General features: G+C 61.8%; 10 protein-coding genes. 5 read left to right on the top strand and 5 right to left on the bottom strand.

Annotated elements, in window-relative coordinates:
• Nucleotides 1-4 precede the first annotated feature (4 nt).
• Nucleotides 5-844, top strand: a complete 840-nt coding sequence (locus JNC62_RS00125) for a 3-oxoadipate:acetyl-CoA acetyltransferase (RefSeq protein ID WP_374834849.1) — start codon at nucleotides 5-7, stop codon at nucleotides 842-844.
• Nucleotides 845-1495: 651 nt separating this feature from the next.
• Here JNC62_RS00125 and JNC62_RS00120 read toward each other — a convergent pair.
• Both JNC62_RS00120 and JNC62_RS00115 read right to left on the bottom strand, forming a co-directional pair.
• Entirely contained in the window at nucleotides 1496-3382 is a 1887-nt protein-coding gene (locus JNC62_RS00120) for an amidohydrolase (RefSeq protein ID WP_374834848.1), read from the bottom strand.
• 135 nt (nucleotides 3383-3517) lie between these two features.
• Entirely contained in the window at nucleotides 3518-4453 is a 936-nt protein-coding gene (locus tag JNC62_RS00115; protein ID WP_374834847.1) for a ring-cleaving dioxygenase, read from the bottom strand.
• Nucleotides 4454-4538: 85 nt separating this feature from the next.
• Here JNC62_RS00115 and JNC62_RS00110 point away from each other — a divergent pair, with 85 nt between their 5' ends.
• Entirely contained in the window at nucleotides 4539-5564 is a 1026-nt protein-coding gene (locus JNC62_RS00110) for a LysR family transcriptional regulator (protein WP_374834846.1), read from the top strand.
• A 43-nt stretch (nucleotides 5565-5607) separates the two neighbouring features.
• On the opposite strand, the gene JNC62_RS00105 is transcribed toward JNC62_RS00110, so the two are convergent.
• Nucleotides 5608-6531, bottom strand: coding sequence for a LysR family transcriptional regulator (locus JNC62_RS00105; protein ID WP_374834845.1), 924 nt, complete (start codon nucleotides 6529-6531; stop codon nucleotides 5608-5610).
• Nucleotides 6532-6708: 177 nt separating this feature from the next.
• On the opposite strand from JNC62_RS00105, the gene JNC62_RS00100 reads away from it, so the two are divergent.
• Nucleotides 6709-7422: a hydrolase gene (locus JNC62_RS00100; RefSeq protein ID WP_374834844.1), complete on the top strand. Its 714-nt coding sequence runs from the start codon at nucleotides 6709-6711 to the stop codon at nucleotides 7420-7422.
• Between the two features lie 54 nt (nucleotides 7423-7476).
• On the top strand, nucleotides 7477-7845 hold the full coding sequence (locus tag JNC62_RS00095; protein ID WP_374834843.1) for a c-type cytochrome: 369 nt from the start codon (nucleotides 7477-7479) through the stop codon (nucleotides 7843-7845).
• A 568-nt stretch (nucleotides 7846-8413) separates the two neighbouring features.
• Here the strand turns inward: JNC62_RS00095 and JNC62_RS00090 are convergent.
• Both JNC62_RS00090 and JNC62_RS00085 read right to left on the bottom strand, forming a co-directional pair.
• Nucleotides 8414-9088, bottom strand: a complete 675-nt coding sequence (locus tag JNC62_RS00090) for a response regulator (RefSeq protein ID WP_374834842.1) — start codon at nucleotides 9086-9088, stop codon at nucleotides 8414-8416.
• Nucleotides 9089-9259: 171 nt separating this feature from the next.
• Nucleotides 9260-10624, bottom strand: a complete 1365-nt coding sequence (locus JNC62_RS00085) for a sensor histidine kinase (RefSeq protein ID WP_374834841.1) — start codon at nucleotides 10622-10624, stop codon at nucleotides 9260-9262.
• A gap of 480 nt (nucleotides 10625-11104) precedes the next feature.
• Here JNC62_RS00085 and JNC62_RS00080 point away from each other — a divergent pair, with 480 nt between their 5' ends.
• Nucleotides 11105-18463, top strand: a complete 7359-nt coding sequence (locus tag JNC62_RS00080) for a peroxidase family protein (RefSeq protein ID WP_374834840.1) — start codon at nucleotides 11105-11107, stop codon at nucleotides 18461-18463.
• Nucleotides 18464-18537: the final 74 nt, after the last annotated feature.

Below are 18537 nucleotides of genomic sequence, written 5' to 3'. Positions count from 1 at the left end.
GGGAATGACAATCGAACCTTGCATTATCTGCGTCGCCATCACCGGGTCACTTCCGCAAAAGTCGGACAACCCGGCTGTCCCCATCACAGTGGCGGAACAGGTCGAGAGTGCGCAGGAAGCATTCGAAGCCGGAGCTTCCATCGTCCACTGCCACGTTCGCGACGATGCGGGACAGCCCACCTCGGACCCGGAACGGTTTGCGCGCCTGCAGGAAGGAATCCGGAAGAGTTGCCCAGGCATGATCATCCAATTTTCCACGGGAGGACGGTCCGGCGCGGGAGAGAGGCGTGGGAGCATGCTGTCCCTGCGGCCGGACATGGCGTCGCTTGCAGTGGGATCGAACAACTTCCCCACCACGGTTTACGAGAACCCGCCCGAACTGGTCGACTGGCTGGGCAGGCAGATGTTGATCCACGACGTGAAGCCGGAGATTGAAGTGTTCGATCTCAGCCATCTGTTCAAGGCAGCCGAGATGGTCCGCGAGGGGAAGATCAAGAACCTGCCATACGTCCAGTTCGTCATGGGCGTGAAGAATGCCATGCCTGCCGACCGCGAGGTCTTCGACTTCTATGTCCGCACGACACAACGCCTCATGCCAGGAGCACTGTGGTGCGCCGCAGGAATAGGACGGCACCAGATTGAGCTCAACGAGTGGTGCATCGCGGGAGGCGGACATGTCCGCACTGGGCTCGAGGACAACGTCAGGCTGGACCGCCATACCCTTGCGCCTTCCAACGCCGCCCTTGTGCGCCGCGCAACAGAGCTATGCGAACGGCACGGCCGCCCGGTGGCAACGTGGCGGCAGGCCCGCAAGATGCTGGGCCTGAGAGATCCGCAACCATAGAGCGAGGCGATGTTTAGGCACATCGTCACAAACTCGGATGCTTTCCTGACCGCTCTGTGTCTTGGCTCCTTGCGGACGCGAGGATTCGCCAAAGGAGACGTTCATCGGCCGACAGATGAACGTCAGGCTCGCGGCCATCTCAGCCTTGCATGAGATGCCCGAAGGCACACGTCAGAGCGACCCTGCTCGCGAAGCGCGAGATCCGTTCCGCCACTTACGGCGGGGTTGGCGGTCAGCTTTCAAGCCCGATGTAATGCGAGACTGCGAGCGGTCGCTCACTTCGATGGAGCGCCCGCGCCTTCTCCTGGATGTTGGCGGGAATCTTCGAAGCCCGCCGACGCTGACGAAGGTGTGCCGCCAAGCTTCAACGAAGAACCATTTAAAACCGCTCCGGATATTCGTCGGGCCCGCCACAGCGACGCTCATGAGAAAGCTCCTTCATGACTTCTTTTAAGTATACCGCCTGGTAGGCTGGTGAGATCCGATATTCGACGGTCGCCATGACGGGGCGCGATCGTGCGCTTGGACGACGAGGCGGTTTGGGCCAGTGATCGGGCCAAACCGCCTCGTCGCCAGTTCGCGTCAAGTCAACTCAGGCGGCCGCAAAGGGCTGCCCGCATGGCAACCGGTTCGCGGATCCGCTTGGGGTTTTCACTCGCTTCGGTGAAATCCGCCGAACTGCGCCACCGGCGACCAGGCGGGTTGGATCGGGGGCAGCTCAGGTGCAAGGTCTCCGAAGGAATCGGCGCCGTAGACGATCTGTCCGCCCGTGACGGTCAGCACCCTTTCGATGGACGGAATCCTGTCCTCCGGCACGGAGAAATAGTCTTCCGAGAGAACGGCGAGATCGGCGTATTGGCCGGGAGCCAGGCGGCCCTTTCGGGCTTCCTCGCCGGAGAACCATGCCGCACCCGTGGTGTGGAGCCCGAGCGCCTCCTCGCGCGAGAGAAGATGTCGCGGATCGCGAAGGGGCGTGCCGCCGACGGTCTTGCCCGTCACCAGCCACCACAGGCTGATCCAGGGATTGTACCCGGCGACCCGTGTCGCATCGGTGCCCGCGCCAACCGGAATACCAAGCTCGATCATGTCGCGGATCGGGGGCGCCTGGCGCGTCATCTCCTCGCCGTACCGCTCTGCGAAGAACTCGCCGGCGAAAGCCATGCGGTTCTGGATTGCAACACCACCGCCAAGCGCAGCAATCCTCTCGAGGTTCTTGCGGCTCACCGTCTCGGCATGATCGATCGCCCAGCGTATGCCCCTGAATCCGGAACCGCCGGCTTCGACTTCCGCGCGATGCGCGGCCTCGAACACGTCCATGACGTGGCCGATCGACTCGTCATAGGTCGCGTGAATGCGGATCGGCCAGTGCTCGCGAAGCAGGTGGCGCGTGACCGAGGTCAATTCCTCGCGCCAGCCCGGTCGCGCAGCAATATCGGGCATCGGCGCGGTGAAGTTTTCCCAGTCGCCCGCCGACTGGGTGAGGAACTCGCCAGCGCCTTCGAGGACGAAGCCATCCTCCAGCTTCCTGGCCATGTTCATGTTTTCCGCCCAGTTGCGGGACCAGCGCTGGAAGTCCCTCAGTTCCTCATGCGCTCTTTGCGCGAACAGATAGTACGAGATACGTATCGGCATCTCGCCGGCTGCGGCAAGCACCTCGCTGCCGCCGTAGTCTTCAGGGAACTCATGGCCGCCGCCGCCCGCATCGATCGCGCTGGTGATGCCGAACCGATTGAGCTCACGGTAGAAATGGCGCGTCGAGTTGACCTGCTCTTCGGCCGAGAGCTGCGGCGGGGCTGCGATCGTCTGGTACAGGATTGCCGGGTTAGGCTCGGCCCAGAGTATCGCGCCGCCGTCGGGCGTAATCTCGTAGCGCCCGCCGTCCGGAGCCTTCGTCTGCGGGGTTATGCCGAGCGCCTTCACCGCGGCACGGTTGAGGAAACCGCGGCTGTACAGAAACAGCACGAAGACCGGCGTGTCGGGAGCTGCTTCGGTCAGTTCCGCAGGCGTGGGCATGCGCCGCTCGGCAAACTGATAGGGCGACCAGCCGCCGATCACCCTGACCCATTGCCCTTGTGGTGTCCGCTTCGCCTGCTCGGCGATCATGGCGAGCGCACGCTCGAGCGTCGGCACACCGTCCCATCGCAGTTCGAGATTGTAGAAGCGGCCGCCGCGTACAGCGTGGGTGTGGCTGTCGTTCAGGCCAGGGATGACCGTGCGACCTCCGAGATCTATGATCCTCGTCGCGCTGCCTCGCGCGGAGAGAGCCTCGTCGTCAGAGCCTGTCCGCAGGATGAGGCCATCGCGCATTGCGACGGCGCTGACCTGCGGCCGCAGCGGATCCAAAGTGGTGATGCGCCCGTTCGTCAGAATGAGGTCGGCTTCCCCGGTCTGCCCGAACACGTGATCTGTCCGCAGGGCGGCCGCAAAGGCGAGGCCGCCGGCCAGACCCAAGCGCAGGAAATCGCGACGGCCGATATCCAAGCGGGGCTCGGTGACTGCAGCAAGCGCGCGGCGATTGGATCTCGAGTTCTGTATCATCATAATGCTCCTTCGTTTGCCCGCGCGCGACCGCTCGGATCGGCAGGTCGGCCGATCCGTCTCGCAGTCCGTCCAGGCTTCTCGTTGTCCGGGCGTCGGTTCATCCGACGCCCGGCGTCAAAAGACACCTTGCAATCAGGCCGCCAGGTCTGGCAGCCGTGCCTCGATTTGTTGCCGCCGCGACTCGTATTGCGACGGAAGCTTCAGCGACTGACCGAGTTCGGCCATCGGCTCGTCGACAGCGAAGCCCGGAATGTCCGTCGCGATCTCGAACAGGACGCCGCCAGGTTCGCGAAAATAGAGCGAGCGAAAGTAGTTCCGGTCCTTCTGCTCGGTGGTGCGGATGCCATGATTTTCGGCGAGCTTTCGCATCATCGCGAACTCCGCCTCGTCATCTGCAGCACGGAAGGCGATGTGGTGCACCGATCCGCAACCCTGTCGCCCGCGCAGGAAGTCGCCGACAGCATGAATGTCGATGATACCGCCAAGCCTGGTCTCTGCGGCCTTGAAGCGAACGATGGAGCCTTCTCGCCCTGCTTCTGAGAAGCCGAACACGTCCGTCAGGATCGCGCCGGTCGGAGCAGCCTCGCGCAGGAGCAGGGTCACGCCGTGAAGGCCGCGGAGCGAATGCTCTGAGGGCACGTCTGCCGCAGCCCACGCAGCCTCGTTCCCGATGCCAGGGTGGGCGACCAGCGCCAGACGCATGCCGTCGGGGTCCCTGAAGGAAAGTACCGTCTGTCCAAAGCGCCTGATGATCGCATCATATTCGACACCCTTCTCAAGGAAACGGTGCGTCCAGTAACCGATGGATCCCTCTGGAATCCGGAAGGCGGTCTCTATCGTTTCGCCAATGCCGCCCCGCCCGGGTGCAACGTGCTCCCATGGGAAGAAGGTCAAGATCGTCCCAGGTGTCCCGCTCTCATCGCCATAGTAGAGGTGATAGGTCGCTGGATCGTCGAAGTTTACGGTCTTCTTGACCAGCCTGAGACCAAGGACGCGGGTGTAGAAATCCAGGTTGCGGCGGGCTAGGCCAGATATCGCGGTGACGTGATGAATGCCGTTCTCAACCATCTGAAATCTCCCTTCACGGGGGCGTGCTTTCATGCCCTTGCTTCAGAAGATAGGGAAAAGGCGGGCGGGCACTAGGGTTTGTTGATTGCATCGGCGCAATGGCGGTAGCGCAATTTTGCAACGGCTGTTGCAATGGCAGGGAAATCGGCCTTCAAAAGAGCACGCCGGCCCCGCATCGAATGAGGACAGGATGACCGATCAACTGAAAACGCTGCCATGGGATGACTTCCGCCTTGTGACGGCGGTGGCCGACAGGCAGGGATTGCCTGCCGCCGCGGAACAACTCGGCGTCAGCCATTCGACTGTCTTCCGGCGGCTTGCACAGATCGAGGAGGCACTGGGGGCAAAGCTCTTCGAGCGCCATCGCAGAGGCTTCGTCCCTACGCCTATCGGCGAGGAGATGGTGGAACTCGGTCAGCGAATGGACGAGGAGATTGCCGCATTTGCCCGCCGAGCGATGGCTCGCGAGATTTCTCCCGCGGGCGAGTTGCGCGTCACCACCAACGACTCCCTCCTCGTTCATCTGATGACGCCGCTGTTCGCCCGCTTCCGTTCAGCCTATCCACAGATCCGCCTCGACATCGTCCTGGCCAACCGGGCGCTCAACCTGTCAAAGCGCGATGCCGATGTGGCGATCCGCGCAACAGATGCTCCACCCGAGAATCTGGTGGGCCGACGCGTCGCGCGGATCGCGTGGGCTCTCTATGGTTCAAGCGCCGAAACCGCTTCTGGCAGCGAAGCAAGCGACGGCGCTTTGTTCGGGCGCAACTGGGTTTCGCTCGACGACGACTTCGCGGGACTGAACGTGGTCCGGTTCGTCCAGCGGCACGTTCCGCCGGAACGGATCGTCTACAGGGTGAACGCCGTGCTCGGCCTTGCGCGGGCGATCGAATCAGCGATCGGCATAGGCTATTTGCCATGCTTCATCGGGGATGCGCACCCCGCCCTCAGCCGGCTCTCGGATCCGCAGCCCGACTTCGCTGCGGATCTCTGGCTGCTTACCCACCCCGATATGCGACATTCACCGCGCGTTCGCGTCTTCCTTGATTTCCTGGCGACCGAGATCGCGCGGCAGCGGAATATTCTGGAGGGGGACAGCACAGTCCCCTAAAGGCCTTTCCAGTCCGCTTTGTCACATCGGCAAGCGAGAGACCTCAATCCCCAAGCCGGAGTTCGCGGTCCCAATAGGGTTCCTTGCCAAGCGATCGCGCGAGGTGATCGAGGAAGGCCCGAACCTTCAGAACGTCGACGCGGCCCGGTGGCATCACGGCGAAGAAGGCCGGGGCAACGATGGACCAGTCGTCCAGGACAGGTTTCAGGGTGCCGGCCCGCAAAGCCTCATGGGCGATGAAGGTGGGCGACAGCGTGATGCCATGCCCGTCTATGGCCGCCTGCATGAGCACGTCGCCATTGTTGCCGCGCATGCGCCCGCGCACGCGCACGTCCTCGCGCTCCCCCTGCCGCTCAAGGCTCCAGGTCCCGTGCCGGGCAAGATAGTCATAAACGAGGCAATCGTGCCCCTCGAGATCGCGCGGATGCGCAGGCTTGCCCCGCCGTTCCAGATACTCGGGCGAGGCGCAAACCACCATGCGGGCCGGAGCCAGATACCTGGCTGTAAGCGATGAATCCTCGAGTTGGCGGATGCGGATGGCGACGTCATAGCCGTGCTCGACAACGTCGACCACCTGATCGTTCAGCGTGAGTTCGACCTCGACCTCAGGACATTGCTTGAGGAATTCGCTCACGATCCGCCCGAGATGCCGGATGCCGAAGGACATGGGAGCATTGACGCGCAGCGTGCCGCGGGGCGTGGCCCTCGACGCGCGGATTTCCTGCTCGGCCGTCTCGATCAGGCCGAACATCGTGGTTGCCGTCGCGGTAAGCGTTTGACCTGCCTCCGTGAGGCTGAGATGGCGCGTCGTGCGATTGATGAGCTTGACGCCGAGTTCCGTTTCCAGGTCCGCGATGTGTTTGCTGGCCATGGCCCGTGAGATCCGCAGCTTCTCAGCGGCACCGGCAAAGCTTCCCGCGGTTGCGATCGTCACAAGCGTTCTCAAGGTGGCAAGATCTCGGATCATCTGTCTCTGTTTCGTTGCAATGGCCGGTCCGGGAGGGCTCCGAGGCTTGTCAGGGATTATTCAATAATATCGAATTCAATATTCCCGCAATAGGCAATTGTTCCGGCATGAAAAACCCATCAACTCTAGGCCGTGAAGAGGCATTCCCGCCTCTGTCAGATTACCAGGAGTTCCAAAATGCGCTTCTTCGACACTCTGAAGGCCATTGCTGTCGCGCTGCCGATCAGCCTCGGCACTTACGCAGCCGAGGCTGCTCCCGCGGCCAACAGCCTACTTACCCCGGACAATCACTCGCTGATCCTGATCGACCACCAGCCGCAGATGGCGTTTGCCACCAAGTCCATCGATGTGGCGGAGCTGCGCAACAATGCTGTTGGCCTGGCCAAGAGCGCCGCGCTCTTCAACGTGCCGACGATCCTGACGACTGTCGCCGCCGACAGCTTCTCGGGCGCGATCTTCCCCGAGATTCAGGCGGTCTTCCCCGATCAGAAGCCGATCGATCGTACCACGATGAACACCTGGGAAGATGACAACGTCGTTCGCGTCATTAAAGAAACCGGACGGAAGAAGATCGTCATGGCTGGACTGTGGACTGAGGTCTGCGTCGTGCTGCCGGCGCTTTCCGCCATTGAAGACGGATACGAGGTCTATGTCGTCACCGACGCCTCGGGTGGGGTCACGGACGAGGCGCATGACATGGCCGTTCAGCGGATGGTCGCGGCGGGGGCAATCCCGATCACCTGGGTTCAGTACCTCCTGGAACTCCAGCGCGACTGGGCCCGCGGCGAAACCTATGCCGGCACGATGGACATCGCCAAGGAACATGCTGGCGGGTATGGTCTCGGTGTCATCTATGCCGAGCAGATGTTCAGCGCCAAGGAAGGCCAGTAAGGCCGATCAGCCGGGCGGGTTCGCCCGTCCGGCTCATCCACAGGGACATCGGCCATGCGGTACGTGCTTATCCTCCTCCCCATATTGATTGGCCTCGCGATCCCTGCGGCATTTTCGCAGTCGCTGACGAGCAAGGCTCAGCTTGATTCCTCGGACTGGAACGTCGGAAAGGAAGTCTACGAATCCTCCTGTGCGGCATGTCACGCGCCTTCCAACATCATGGTGTCCTCGCCCAAGCTGCGCGACCGCGTGCAATGGGAGCGACGCCTGAAAGCAGGCTTCGAGACGGTTCTCCAGCGTGCCATGGATGGATTCAATGCCATGCCTGCCAAGGGCGCCTGTGAAGACTGCTCTGAGGAAGAGATCGAAGCCGCTATCCGCTACATGGCCTCTCCGGCGCTTGGGGGTAAACTTGCCGAGTAGCACAGGACAGAAGTGTCAGCCGCTGCTTCCTGCAATTCGACGTCATCCGACTAAGTGCGCAATGCCCATAACGCTCCGCGCCGGTCACAGATGGTCCAAGCGTCTGCTTACGGGCGTGCGAAACATTCATCTCAACGACCGAAATGGCGGCGCAAACCCGCCACTAACAGTCGGTCGTCTAGACATTACCTTCGAACCGTGAGCGGAAATTTCCGCTCACGCGCAATGGTCCCAAGTGCAAGTGTACATTTCACTTCAGTGAGACGGCTCAAGCGGAAATAATTTCCGCTTCAGCGAAAATGAGTTGAGTAGGCCTTTCTTGAATCACGGATACAAGCATCAGGAGCGGACATTCAGGCCAGTGCCAGTGACCCTGAGCAGCCATTGGTCATTTCAATCCAGATCGATTGCTTTTGTAAGACATCATAGCGGCCAAGGTGTAACGCAGGTGGAAATGGACAGACCAGAATGACTCTTCTAGTCAGCCGGCACATTTGGTGGCGGGCGACCTTGCGTAGAAACAGCCCTCCATCGTGTCAGCGTGGCACCAAGCAAGCCATAGCTTGAGTTAATTGAGGTAGTCGCCGATCGGGGATGCCGTTACATGAGGCAGCCTCTGTGCGGCAAGAACCAGTTCGGTCCGATTTCTGACCTGAAGCTTTTGCAGCAAGATGCCAATGTAATGCTTAACCGTCTTATCGCCGATTCCCAGTTCGGCGGCGATCTCGCGGTTTGTTTTTCCGAGTAGCAGGAAGCTGACCACCTGCTGTTCGCGGACGCTCAGCTTGAGCGCATTGCGATCAAGATCATGACCTTTCTTGCTGCTACGCAAGGCGGTGATCACGCTGAGTGCGACCTCTTGTGAAATAAAGGTTCCACCCTTGAGAACCGCAAAGATGGCTCTACGTAGCTCTTCCGTCGTGCTACCCTTGAAAACATAGCCGCTGGCTCCGGCCTCCAGCGCCTTGACTGCCGCGTCCGTCCCGGAAGCCGCAGTAAAGGCAACCACCTTCGTTTCCGGCGCGGCCCGGGCGATCCATCCTATCGCCTCGAATGCATTGCCTTCCATGTTCAGGTCCATGACGAGAACGTCTGGCCGAAACTGCCTGGAGATGTGAATCGCGTCTGAGGCAGAACTGCCGCTCGCGACCACTCTGAAGGCGCGGTCCATGGAAAATATCTTCCCGATCCCCTCAAGCAGTACAGGATGGTCATCAATGAATGCTAGGGTAACCTCGCCCATAACCCAATCACCTCCGCCTCAATTTTGAACGCAAAGGATACATAATTAGAATTTTAGCGGAAACGAAAAATTAATTATTGGTAAATTCTGGCGTATATTCTTTCGAAGCAAAGCCGCTCATCGCCTATATTAGTAAATGTGTCCCTTCAGCAGAAGCGTCGTCCATACGGTCTATTCAAACTTGTCAGGATGTAGGGTGAACACATCATCTCCGACATTGAGGCGCATCTCGAGCCTGGCGGCATCGTCCGGGCGGATGCAGAAGGTGACGTTGCCGCCTAGGCTTTCCACCCGGCTGCGTATGCCGACGAGACCCAACCCTCGGTCGCCGCGTACCGCGCGTTTTTTCGGCGGTCCCACAGGGTTGAGGACAGCTACCGCCAGTTCCTGATTCGCCAGACGGGCTTCCACTTTGTGCCAGTCTGCCGTGCCGTGCCGATAGGCGTTGTTGAGGCCTTCCTGCATAAAACGGTAGACGCAGGCGGTCACGACAGGAGACATTTTTACGTCTATCTCATCGAGATCAAACTCTACCGTTGTCCCAGTCCTCATTTCGTGGGCATTGATGGCTTCCATCACAACTGACTTTAGAGGCAGGTCGTCCAACTCCGGCATCAGCAAACCCTTTGAGATCGCGCGGATTTCCCGCGTCGCGTGCTGGAGCGTCGACACTAGGATACTGATACAGGTTTCGCGCTCGTTGGTTTTGTTGACGGTCGCGAGATGGCTGGCTTGGAGAATGGCGAAGGCGAGGAGTTGGACAGGGCCGTCGTGAAGGTCCGCACCAATCGCCTTTAGAAACCGCTCGTTCACATCCGATGCCCTGACCGAGGCCTTGCGCGCGCGGTCCTTCAGGACGCTGTTTTGCTCGGAAATGCTTTGCGCTTTGGCGAGGCGCTGTCGAAGCTCCGCGTCCTGACGTTCAATCGTCCTGCTTCCGCGATGGACGATTGAAAATAGGCCCCCAACGAACAGGAGGGTCGATCCCCCGACAACCGCCCAAGTGGTGGCCTCCAGGTGGGCCAACTGCTGTCTCAACGGTTCGGCCGACTCGTGGACTTCTGCGACGGCTACGATGCGTCCGTCTACCGCTCTAAGCGGGCTGTAAACCTCGAGGAACTGCGACCTAAATCCGCGCGAACTGTGTTCCCTTGCCTGCAGGTCCGTGTATTCGGCCGCCACCTCACCCGCCAGAGCCCGCTGAAGGCCCGCAGGGGGATCGAAGCGCTGGCCAATGAGTTCCCGACTAGTCGAGTAGAGGACGGTGCTCTCAGGCGACCAGATTTCGACGAAGGGAAACCTTTGCTTGAATGCATCCGCAGCAAATAGAGATTCCAGGTCCTGCACTGTCTCTGAATCCAGCGACTGAAACCCGCTCAAATGGGGAATGTGCTTGCCCGTAATCGCCTGCATAAAGAGGGCCGTCGAAGCGGCAGTGGCGCCGACAGTGTCGCGGGCTACCATGGTTGTGATCAGATAACCCGCGACTGCCATGACTGCGACCGTTAGCAGCCCGCCGACAACAAGGAACTGCATCGACAGCGATCGAAATCTGGCCACTCTCAATTTGACCGTCCCCACTGATGCCCCCGTCGCAAACCCCGGGTACGCTATACTCGCGCTGGTTCAGGCAAATACTCGCCTGGATAGCCACATGCGTGGAAAAGTTGTAATGCACCCCCCCTAACGTTAAGTCAACTTCAGTTGATCCGCGTGCTCGCCAACGCGTGCGTGTCACGAAATTCAGTAGCCCGCATCCGCCTTTGGTCCAATCGCGCTACCGGCCGAGGGTCCAATGCCTATCCGCTGGAAGTCCAACAAACGATTGGACCAACAGAAGATGCGGAGGAGGTGACCCCGGGGCATTGTCGGTCAGTCTGGAACACTGCGAAGCTCCCGTTCGCTGACACAGAGCAAAATAGTCCAGGAACGGCGCCCGCCAAACACGGCTATGCAGGTTCGTTCCCGCAGTCCTGGCGGGCAGGTTGACTGCCGCATTTCAAACGTGAGGCTAAAATGGTCCAACTGGTCAAGCACGATCTCGAATTCATCCTGAAGCAGATCAAGACTGCCGAGGCCAACTCGGTGGCCCATGACGGCCCCGAGTCGACCCCGCTTACGGAACTGGTCAGCCATGACCTGCTTCCCTACGGACTGCGCACAGTAGACGGCAGCTACAACAACCTGATCGCCGGCCAAGAGTGGAACGGCGCCGCAGACCAGATCATGCCGCGTCTCCTCAATCCGAAGTACGTTCCGGCCGATCATAGACCCGCCGGGGCGCAGGGGCCCGGGTCGCCGGCAAGTCCGGAGCCGACGCACTACGGGAACACTGGCGACGTGTGGGATGCCGATCCTCGCATCATCTCGAACCTGATCTCTGACCAGTCCCCCGACAACCCTGCCATCAAGGCTCTCATCGCTCAGGGCAAGGCTCAATACGTATACGGCACCGCGACCAGGATCGAGGCGGAGGACTTCACCAATCCCGGTGCCTTCTTCAGGGAGACGATCAGCGGCACGTCCGGAAACACGGTGATCCGCCTTGGTCCCAACCAGAGCGGAGCGGCCTCGACCAATGTGTCGTCAAACGAGGCTGCATCCGTATTCAATGACATCAAGATCGCCTACCTGGACGAGAACGACGGCGCCATCCCCATGGAACTCTGGGTCGACGGCAAGAAGGTCGGCAACTGGATGCTCGATGCCCCGAACCAGCCCGGTGACGGCGCCCAGGCCGCGAACCTCCGCACCATCACCTTCGAGAACGTTAAGATCGGCCCGGAATCGGTCGTCGAGTTGAGGGCGACCGCGAGTACGCTGGAACTCGCCCGTATCGACTACATCGAGATGACGCCCAAGACCGTCATGATCGACAACGTGTCCGCCGACCTCGGCGATACGGCGCCCTTCAACGGCTTCTTCACCCTGTTCGGTCAGTTCTTCGACCACGGCCTCGATCTCGTCAGCAAGGGCGACAACGGCACCGTCTACATCCCGCTCCAGCCCGATGACCCGCTCTACGTGGACGGCAGCCACACCAACTTCATGGTCCTGACGCGCGCCACCCCGGTGATGGGCGCGGGCGCGGACGGGGAACTGGGCACGGATGACGACGTCCTCCTCGGCCACCGGAACGAGACCACGCCGTGGATCGACCTCAACCAGGTCTATACCTCCAATCCGTCGCACCAGGTCTTCCTGCGCGAGTACACGCTGGTCGACGGCAAGCCCGTCGCGACTGGACGCATGCTCGAGGGCCAGAACGGCGGCCCGGCCACCTGGGCCGACGTCAAGGAACAGGCGGCAACCAAGCTCGGCATCCTCCTGACCGACATGGACATCCTGCGCGTTCCTGGCCTGTTGACCGATGTCTACGGCGAGTTCGTGCGCGGCGAGAACGGCTTCCCGCAGCTCGTCACGGCCAATGGTTTCGTGGAGGGCAACCTTGCCGATCCAATCACAGCCTCGGATGCAATGTCAGCCGGGCGTGCGTTCCTGAATGACATCGCCCACAACGCCGCTCCTGGCATGTACGACCTCGACCATGACGGCGTCGCGGACGGAATCAAGGCCGCTGACGACGACAGCATCGCCGGCAACCCCATCATCGCGAACCAGATGGGGGTCAACACCACCTACGACAACGAGCTTCTCGACAGGCACGTGATCGTGGGCGACGGACGCGGCAACGAGAACATCGGCCTGACCTCGATCCACCACGTCTTCCACTCCGAGCACAACCGGATCATCGATGAGACGAAGAAGATCGCGCTTGAGTCTGGGGATCTCGCGTTCCTCAACGAGTGGCTGGCCGTCGACGTGACGCAAATCCCGACCACGCAGGCTGAGATCGATGCCCTGGTCTGGGATGGCGAGCGCCTTTTCCAGGCGGGGCGCTTCACGACCGAGATGGTCTACCAGCACCTGGTCTTCGAGGAGTTCGCCCGCGCCGTCGCGCCGGACGTCGACCCCTTCCTGTTCTCCAATTCCACCACCGTCTCCGGCGCCATCGTCGCCGAGTTCGCCCACGTGGTGTACCGCTTCGGCCATTCGATGCTCACCGAGACCATCGACATGGTCCACACCGATGCTCAGGGCAATCCGGTCCAGAGCGATATTGGCCTGATCGAGGCGTTCCTCAACCCGCTCGCCTTCGGCAATGCGGGCATCAACCCCAACGAGGCGGCGGGTGCCATCCTGAACGGCATGAGCCGCCAGGTCGGCAACGAGATTGACGAGTTCCTGACGGGCGCGCTGCGCAACAACCTCGTCGGCCTACCGCTCGACCTGGGTGCGACCAACATCGCCCGGGCCCGTGAGACCGGCGTGCCTTCGCTCAACGAGGCCCGCAAGCAGTTCTTCGCCGACACCCAGGACACCCGCGTCAAGCCCTACGAGAGCTGGTACGACTTCGCGCTCTCGCTCAAGAACACCGCCTCGGTGATCAACTTCATTGCGGCCTACGGCACTCATGCCTCGATCACCGCAGCCACCACACTAGAGGCCAAGCGCACGGCGGCGACCCTGCTTGTGATGGGTGGCAATGGCGCTCCGGCCGACCGGCTAGACTTCCTGCACGGACAGGGTGCCTACGGGGACACGGAGGATGGGAGGCTCGGCGGCCTCAACGACGTCGACTTCTGGATTGGCGGCCTGGCCGAGAAGAAGATGACCTTCGGGTCGATGCTCGGGTCCACCTTCACGTACGTCTTCGAGTACCAGATGGAGCAGCTCCAGGCGGGCGATCGGTTCTACTACCTGAGCCGCACGCAGGGCCTGAACCTGCTCAACGAGCTCGAGGCTGACTCCTTCGCTCAGCTCATCATGCGCAACACCAGCCTCGGCGACGATCGTTCAACTCACATCAATGGCGCCGCCTTCCAGACTGCTGACCACATCCTCGAAATCGAGAGACACAAGCAGATTGGGGACGATCCGCTGCACGACGATCCGATCCTCGGCGCGATCAGCCCGATGGTGATCCGCAAGGACACCAACAATGACGGGATCGTTGACTACCTGCGCTACACCGGCACCGACCACGTCGTGCTTGGCGGCTCGAACCGGGGCGAGACCTTGATCGGCGGCGACGGCGACGACACGCTCTGGGGTGACGGCGGCGACGACTATCTCGAGGGCGGCTACGGCGTCGACCATCTCCACGGCGGCGACGGCGACGACATCATCGTTGACAGCGGCACCGACATCGGCGCGGGCGACGTGATCCATGGCGATGCAGGCAACGACGTCATCAACCCGGGCAGCGGCCTCGACCTCGTCTTCGGTGGCAGCGGCCAGGACTTCATCTACGGCGGCACAGAGGCCAAGGACATCTCCGGCGGCCTGGGCAACGACTTCATCCGCGGCGGCACGGGCATCAACTTCCTGAAAGGCAATGAGGGCGACGACTGGATCGAGGGCGGCGAGAGCTTCGACACCCTAGCGGGTGAAAATTCCGAGCTATTCTTCAACTCGACCATCATTGGCCACGATGTCCTGAACGGTCGCGGGAACGACAACGACTACGACGCCGAGTCCGGCGACGACATCATGTTCCAGAATGAGGGCATCGAACGCAACAATGGCATGGCTGGCTTCGACTGGGCTATCCACAAGGGCCACAACCAGGCCGCCGACTCGGATATGACGATCACGATCTTCCAGAACCAGCAGAACAACATCCTGCGGGACCGCTTCGACCTCGTGGAGGGCCTGTCGGGCTGGAAGCTCAACGATAAGCTGACTGGCCGTGACGTGGTCATGGGCGCCTTCGACGCCAACGGCAACGCCGCCCAGATCGGCCCCGATGCCCCGCTTGAGTCCTACTCCAACGCGCTGCTGGAGAAGAACCTTCACCTGGTCGACGGCCTCGCCGATCTCGTGGCGCATCTCGAACGGTTCACGCTCACCGGGGCCGACGGCAAGACCGAGACGGCGGTGATGAACACGGACGACGCCTCCGACATCCTGCTCGGTGGCGGCGGCAGCGACACGATCAAGGGCGGCGGCGGCAACGACATCATCGACGGCGACAAGTGGCTCAACGTCCGCATCCGGATCGTCAAGGATGATGTCGCATACACGGCCGACGGGATGGACTCGAAAATCTACCTCGAGTCTGACTACATGAAGGGCGAGGTCGTCGACGGCGCGACGGCGCAGTTCGGCGGCAAGACCCTCCAGCAGACCATGTTCGACAGAACGCTTAACCCGGGCCAGCTCTCGATCGTCCGCGAGATCGTCGACGGCGGCAAGGAAGGCGACGTGGACGTTGCGGTCTACTGGGACGTGCGGGAGAACTACTCCATCACGCGGAACGCCGACGGCAGCATCACCGTCGAGCACGTCACGGTCTCGGACGAGGTCAACCCGACCACGGGGGGCAACAGGGTCTCGGACGGCATCGACCGCCTGACCAACATCGAGGTGCTCAGGTTCAAGGACCAGGAGATCACCCTCTCCCCGCCGAAGCTGATGCTGAATGCCTACGACGCGGCGGGCAACTACCGCGACAACTTCAGCAGCAGCAACTACGGCAATACCAACGGCTCACTCAACTGGGGGCCGGGCTGGGCAGAGCAGGGCGACGGCAACTCGTCCCCGACCGCGGGCCAGATCCGCATCACGGGCGGCACCTTGCAGTTCGGCCAGGGCGGCGGGGCGACCATCACTCGCACCGTCAACCTCTCCGCGGCAACGGACGCCAAGATCGGCTTCACGACGAGCACCGCGAACCTTGAGCCCGACGAGCAGGTGATCGTCTGGTTCTCCCGCGACGGATCGACGTTCGAGCAGATCGGCATCATCGACGGGGGCAGCCCGGCAGAGATGGGCTTCTATCTCAAGGGGCCGTTCACGGTGAACGCCGCGATCCGCTTCGTTGCCTCCAACATCAGCAGCGGAAACGAGTTCGTCCGCGTCGACAACCTGTCGATCGACGTGATCGTGCCGGCCGCCTCGCCGACGGAGCATCATGCCGCCAGCTTCACCGAGAACGGGAATGCGGTCCCGATCGCCTCGCTCCCCGGGATCGAGGAGGACAGCGGTGAGCTCGTGTCGGCCCGGATCGTCCTGACGAATTCCCGTCTGGGGGACTCGCTGATTGTAGGAGCCCTGCCGGCAGGCATCTCGGCAACGGTGGACGAATCGGTCGAGGGACGGATCACAGTCACGCTCTCCGGCACCGCCTCGACGGCCGACTACCAGATGGCCATCCAGGCGATCTTCTACCGGAGCACCTCCGACAACCCGGGCAACCAGGACCGCGTCATCGACGTGACGGTGAACGATGGTATCCTGGACAGCAACGTGGCCAGGACCACAATCAGCGTCACACCGGTGAACGATCGACCCGTCGCAGTCGGCGACAACGTCATCACGAACGTCGCGAACAACACCGCCTTCCTCGTTCCGGAATGGGCGTTGCTGGCCAACGACTCCGATCCGGAAGGTTCGCCAGTCTCCATCACGGGGAACCCCACGCAGGTGAACAGCCTAAACGTGGTTCGTTCGGGTGGCTCATTCAGCGTGACGGACACGCAAAATTCAGGTGGGCGGTTCGACTACAACATCACCGACGGCAGCCTCAGCAGCAACAATGCTGCCCGGGTAACCGTCACGACGACCACGTCCGACGCGCTCAACGGCACCACCGCAAACGACATCATCGTCGGAAACGGCAACGCCAACGCGATCGATGCCGGCACGGGCGACGACATCATCTTCGCGGGAGGCGGAAACGATACGATCACGTGGAACGCCAACAACAATGGCGCCACGGACGGCCGTGACTTCGTCGACGGCGGCACGAACACCGCAGTGGGCGACCGCTTCGTGGTTAACGGTAACAACACGGCAGAGGCCTTCGTGGTCTACTCGAAGGCAGCCGCGGTCGCCGCGGGGATCGCGGTCCTGAGGGATGAGACCGAGATCGTCATCACCCGCAACGGGGCCGTGATCGCGGAACTCGACAACATCGAGGAGATCACGATCAACACCGGGGCGGGCAACGACACGGTCTCGACGGTGGGCGACTTCGGCCCAACCAGCCTCAACTTCAACACCATCACCATCAACGGCGATGGCGGCGATGATACGGTGGACATCTCGGCCCTGGCCTCGGCCCACCGGATTTACTTCCGCTCCAACGGCGGCAACGACACCATCATCGGCACGCTGCGTTCGCAGGATGTGGTGGAACTGCCATACGGCCGGACGATTGCCGACTACGAGGTGACGATCGGCGACGACGGGCGCACGACCCTGGTCGGCCCCGACGGGCAGACCATCACATTTTTCGCCCCTGACGGCATGCCGACCATCGGTGGCGCGGATGACGATGACGTTCCCTATGCCGGCGGCGATGATGACGACGTGCTTGGGGGCGGTGATGATGATGATGATGATGCCGCTGGTGAAGACGACGGTAATACGCCAACTGACGACGACGATGTCATCTTGCCACCGGTCTCTCGGCCGGTCCTCGTAGGAACACCGGCTGCCGACGTTCTGACCGGTGGCGCGGATGCAGACACGATCATCGGCTTTGACGGCGATGACGTTCTGATCGGTGGCGGCGGTGCGGATGTCATCCGCGGCGGTGCCGGCGACGACTTCATCGACGGCGGCACGGGCCGGGATGTCATCTTCGCCGGTGCGGGCAACGATGACGTGCTGGGCGGGGCAGACGCGGACATAATCTACGGCGAGGCCGGAGACGACCGCATCCTCAGCCAGGGTGGCGACGATCTCATCAACGCCGGGGCCGGCAACGACACGGTGTTCGGGGGCGAAGGCAACGACCTGTTTGTAGCCGAAGCCGGCGACGGCAACGACACCTACTACGGCGACGACATGCACGGTGGAACCGGCAACGACACACTGGACATGTCGGCCATCACCGTGGCCATCACGGCCGATCTCGGTACGGGCTACTTGGGACGCGGCAGCGTCACCAGCTCCCAGACAGGTTCGGACACGCTGTGGAGCGTCGAGAACATCATCACCGGTTCGGGCGACGACACGATCACCGCGAGTGCTGCGGTGAACGTCATGGATGGCGGCACCGGCAACGATACGTTCCGCTTCCTTGCAGCCGCCGACGCGGACGGCGACACTATCCTCGGCTTCCAGCCGGGCGACCGGCTCGACCTCTCGTCGATCGATGCCGACGGCGCAGTTGCTGGCAACCAGAGCTTCACGCTGGTGTCCAATGCCATCACCGACCGTGGACAGTTGCTCGTGACCTACGAGAACCGAGAAGACGGGGACTACACGGTGGTTTCCGGCAACACATCGGGCAGCACCGATGCCGACTTCAAGATCAGCATCAAGGGCACCCATAGCCTGACAGGGGGCGACTTCAATCTCTGAGCCGGAGCAGCAAGAGCAGCAGGGGCCGCCACTGTTTCGTCCACAGGGCGGCCCCGACCAGCGAAGGACGGCGT

This window comes from Mycoplana ramosa (genome assembly GCF_041930185.1).
Classification (GTDB): domain Bacteria; phylum Pseudomonadota; class Alphaproteobacteria; order Rhizobiales; family Rhizobiaceae; genus Mycoplana; species Mycoplana ramosa.
The sequence above is the reverse complement of the archived record's forward strand: the minus strand, read 5'-3'. Positions and strand labels throughout refer to the sequence as shown.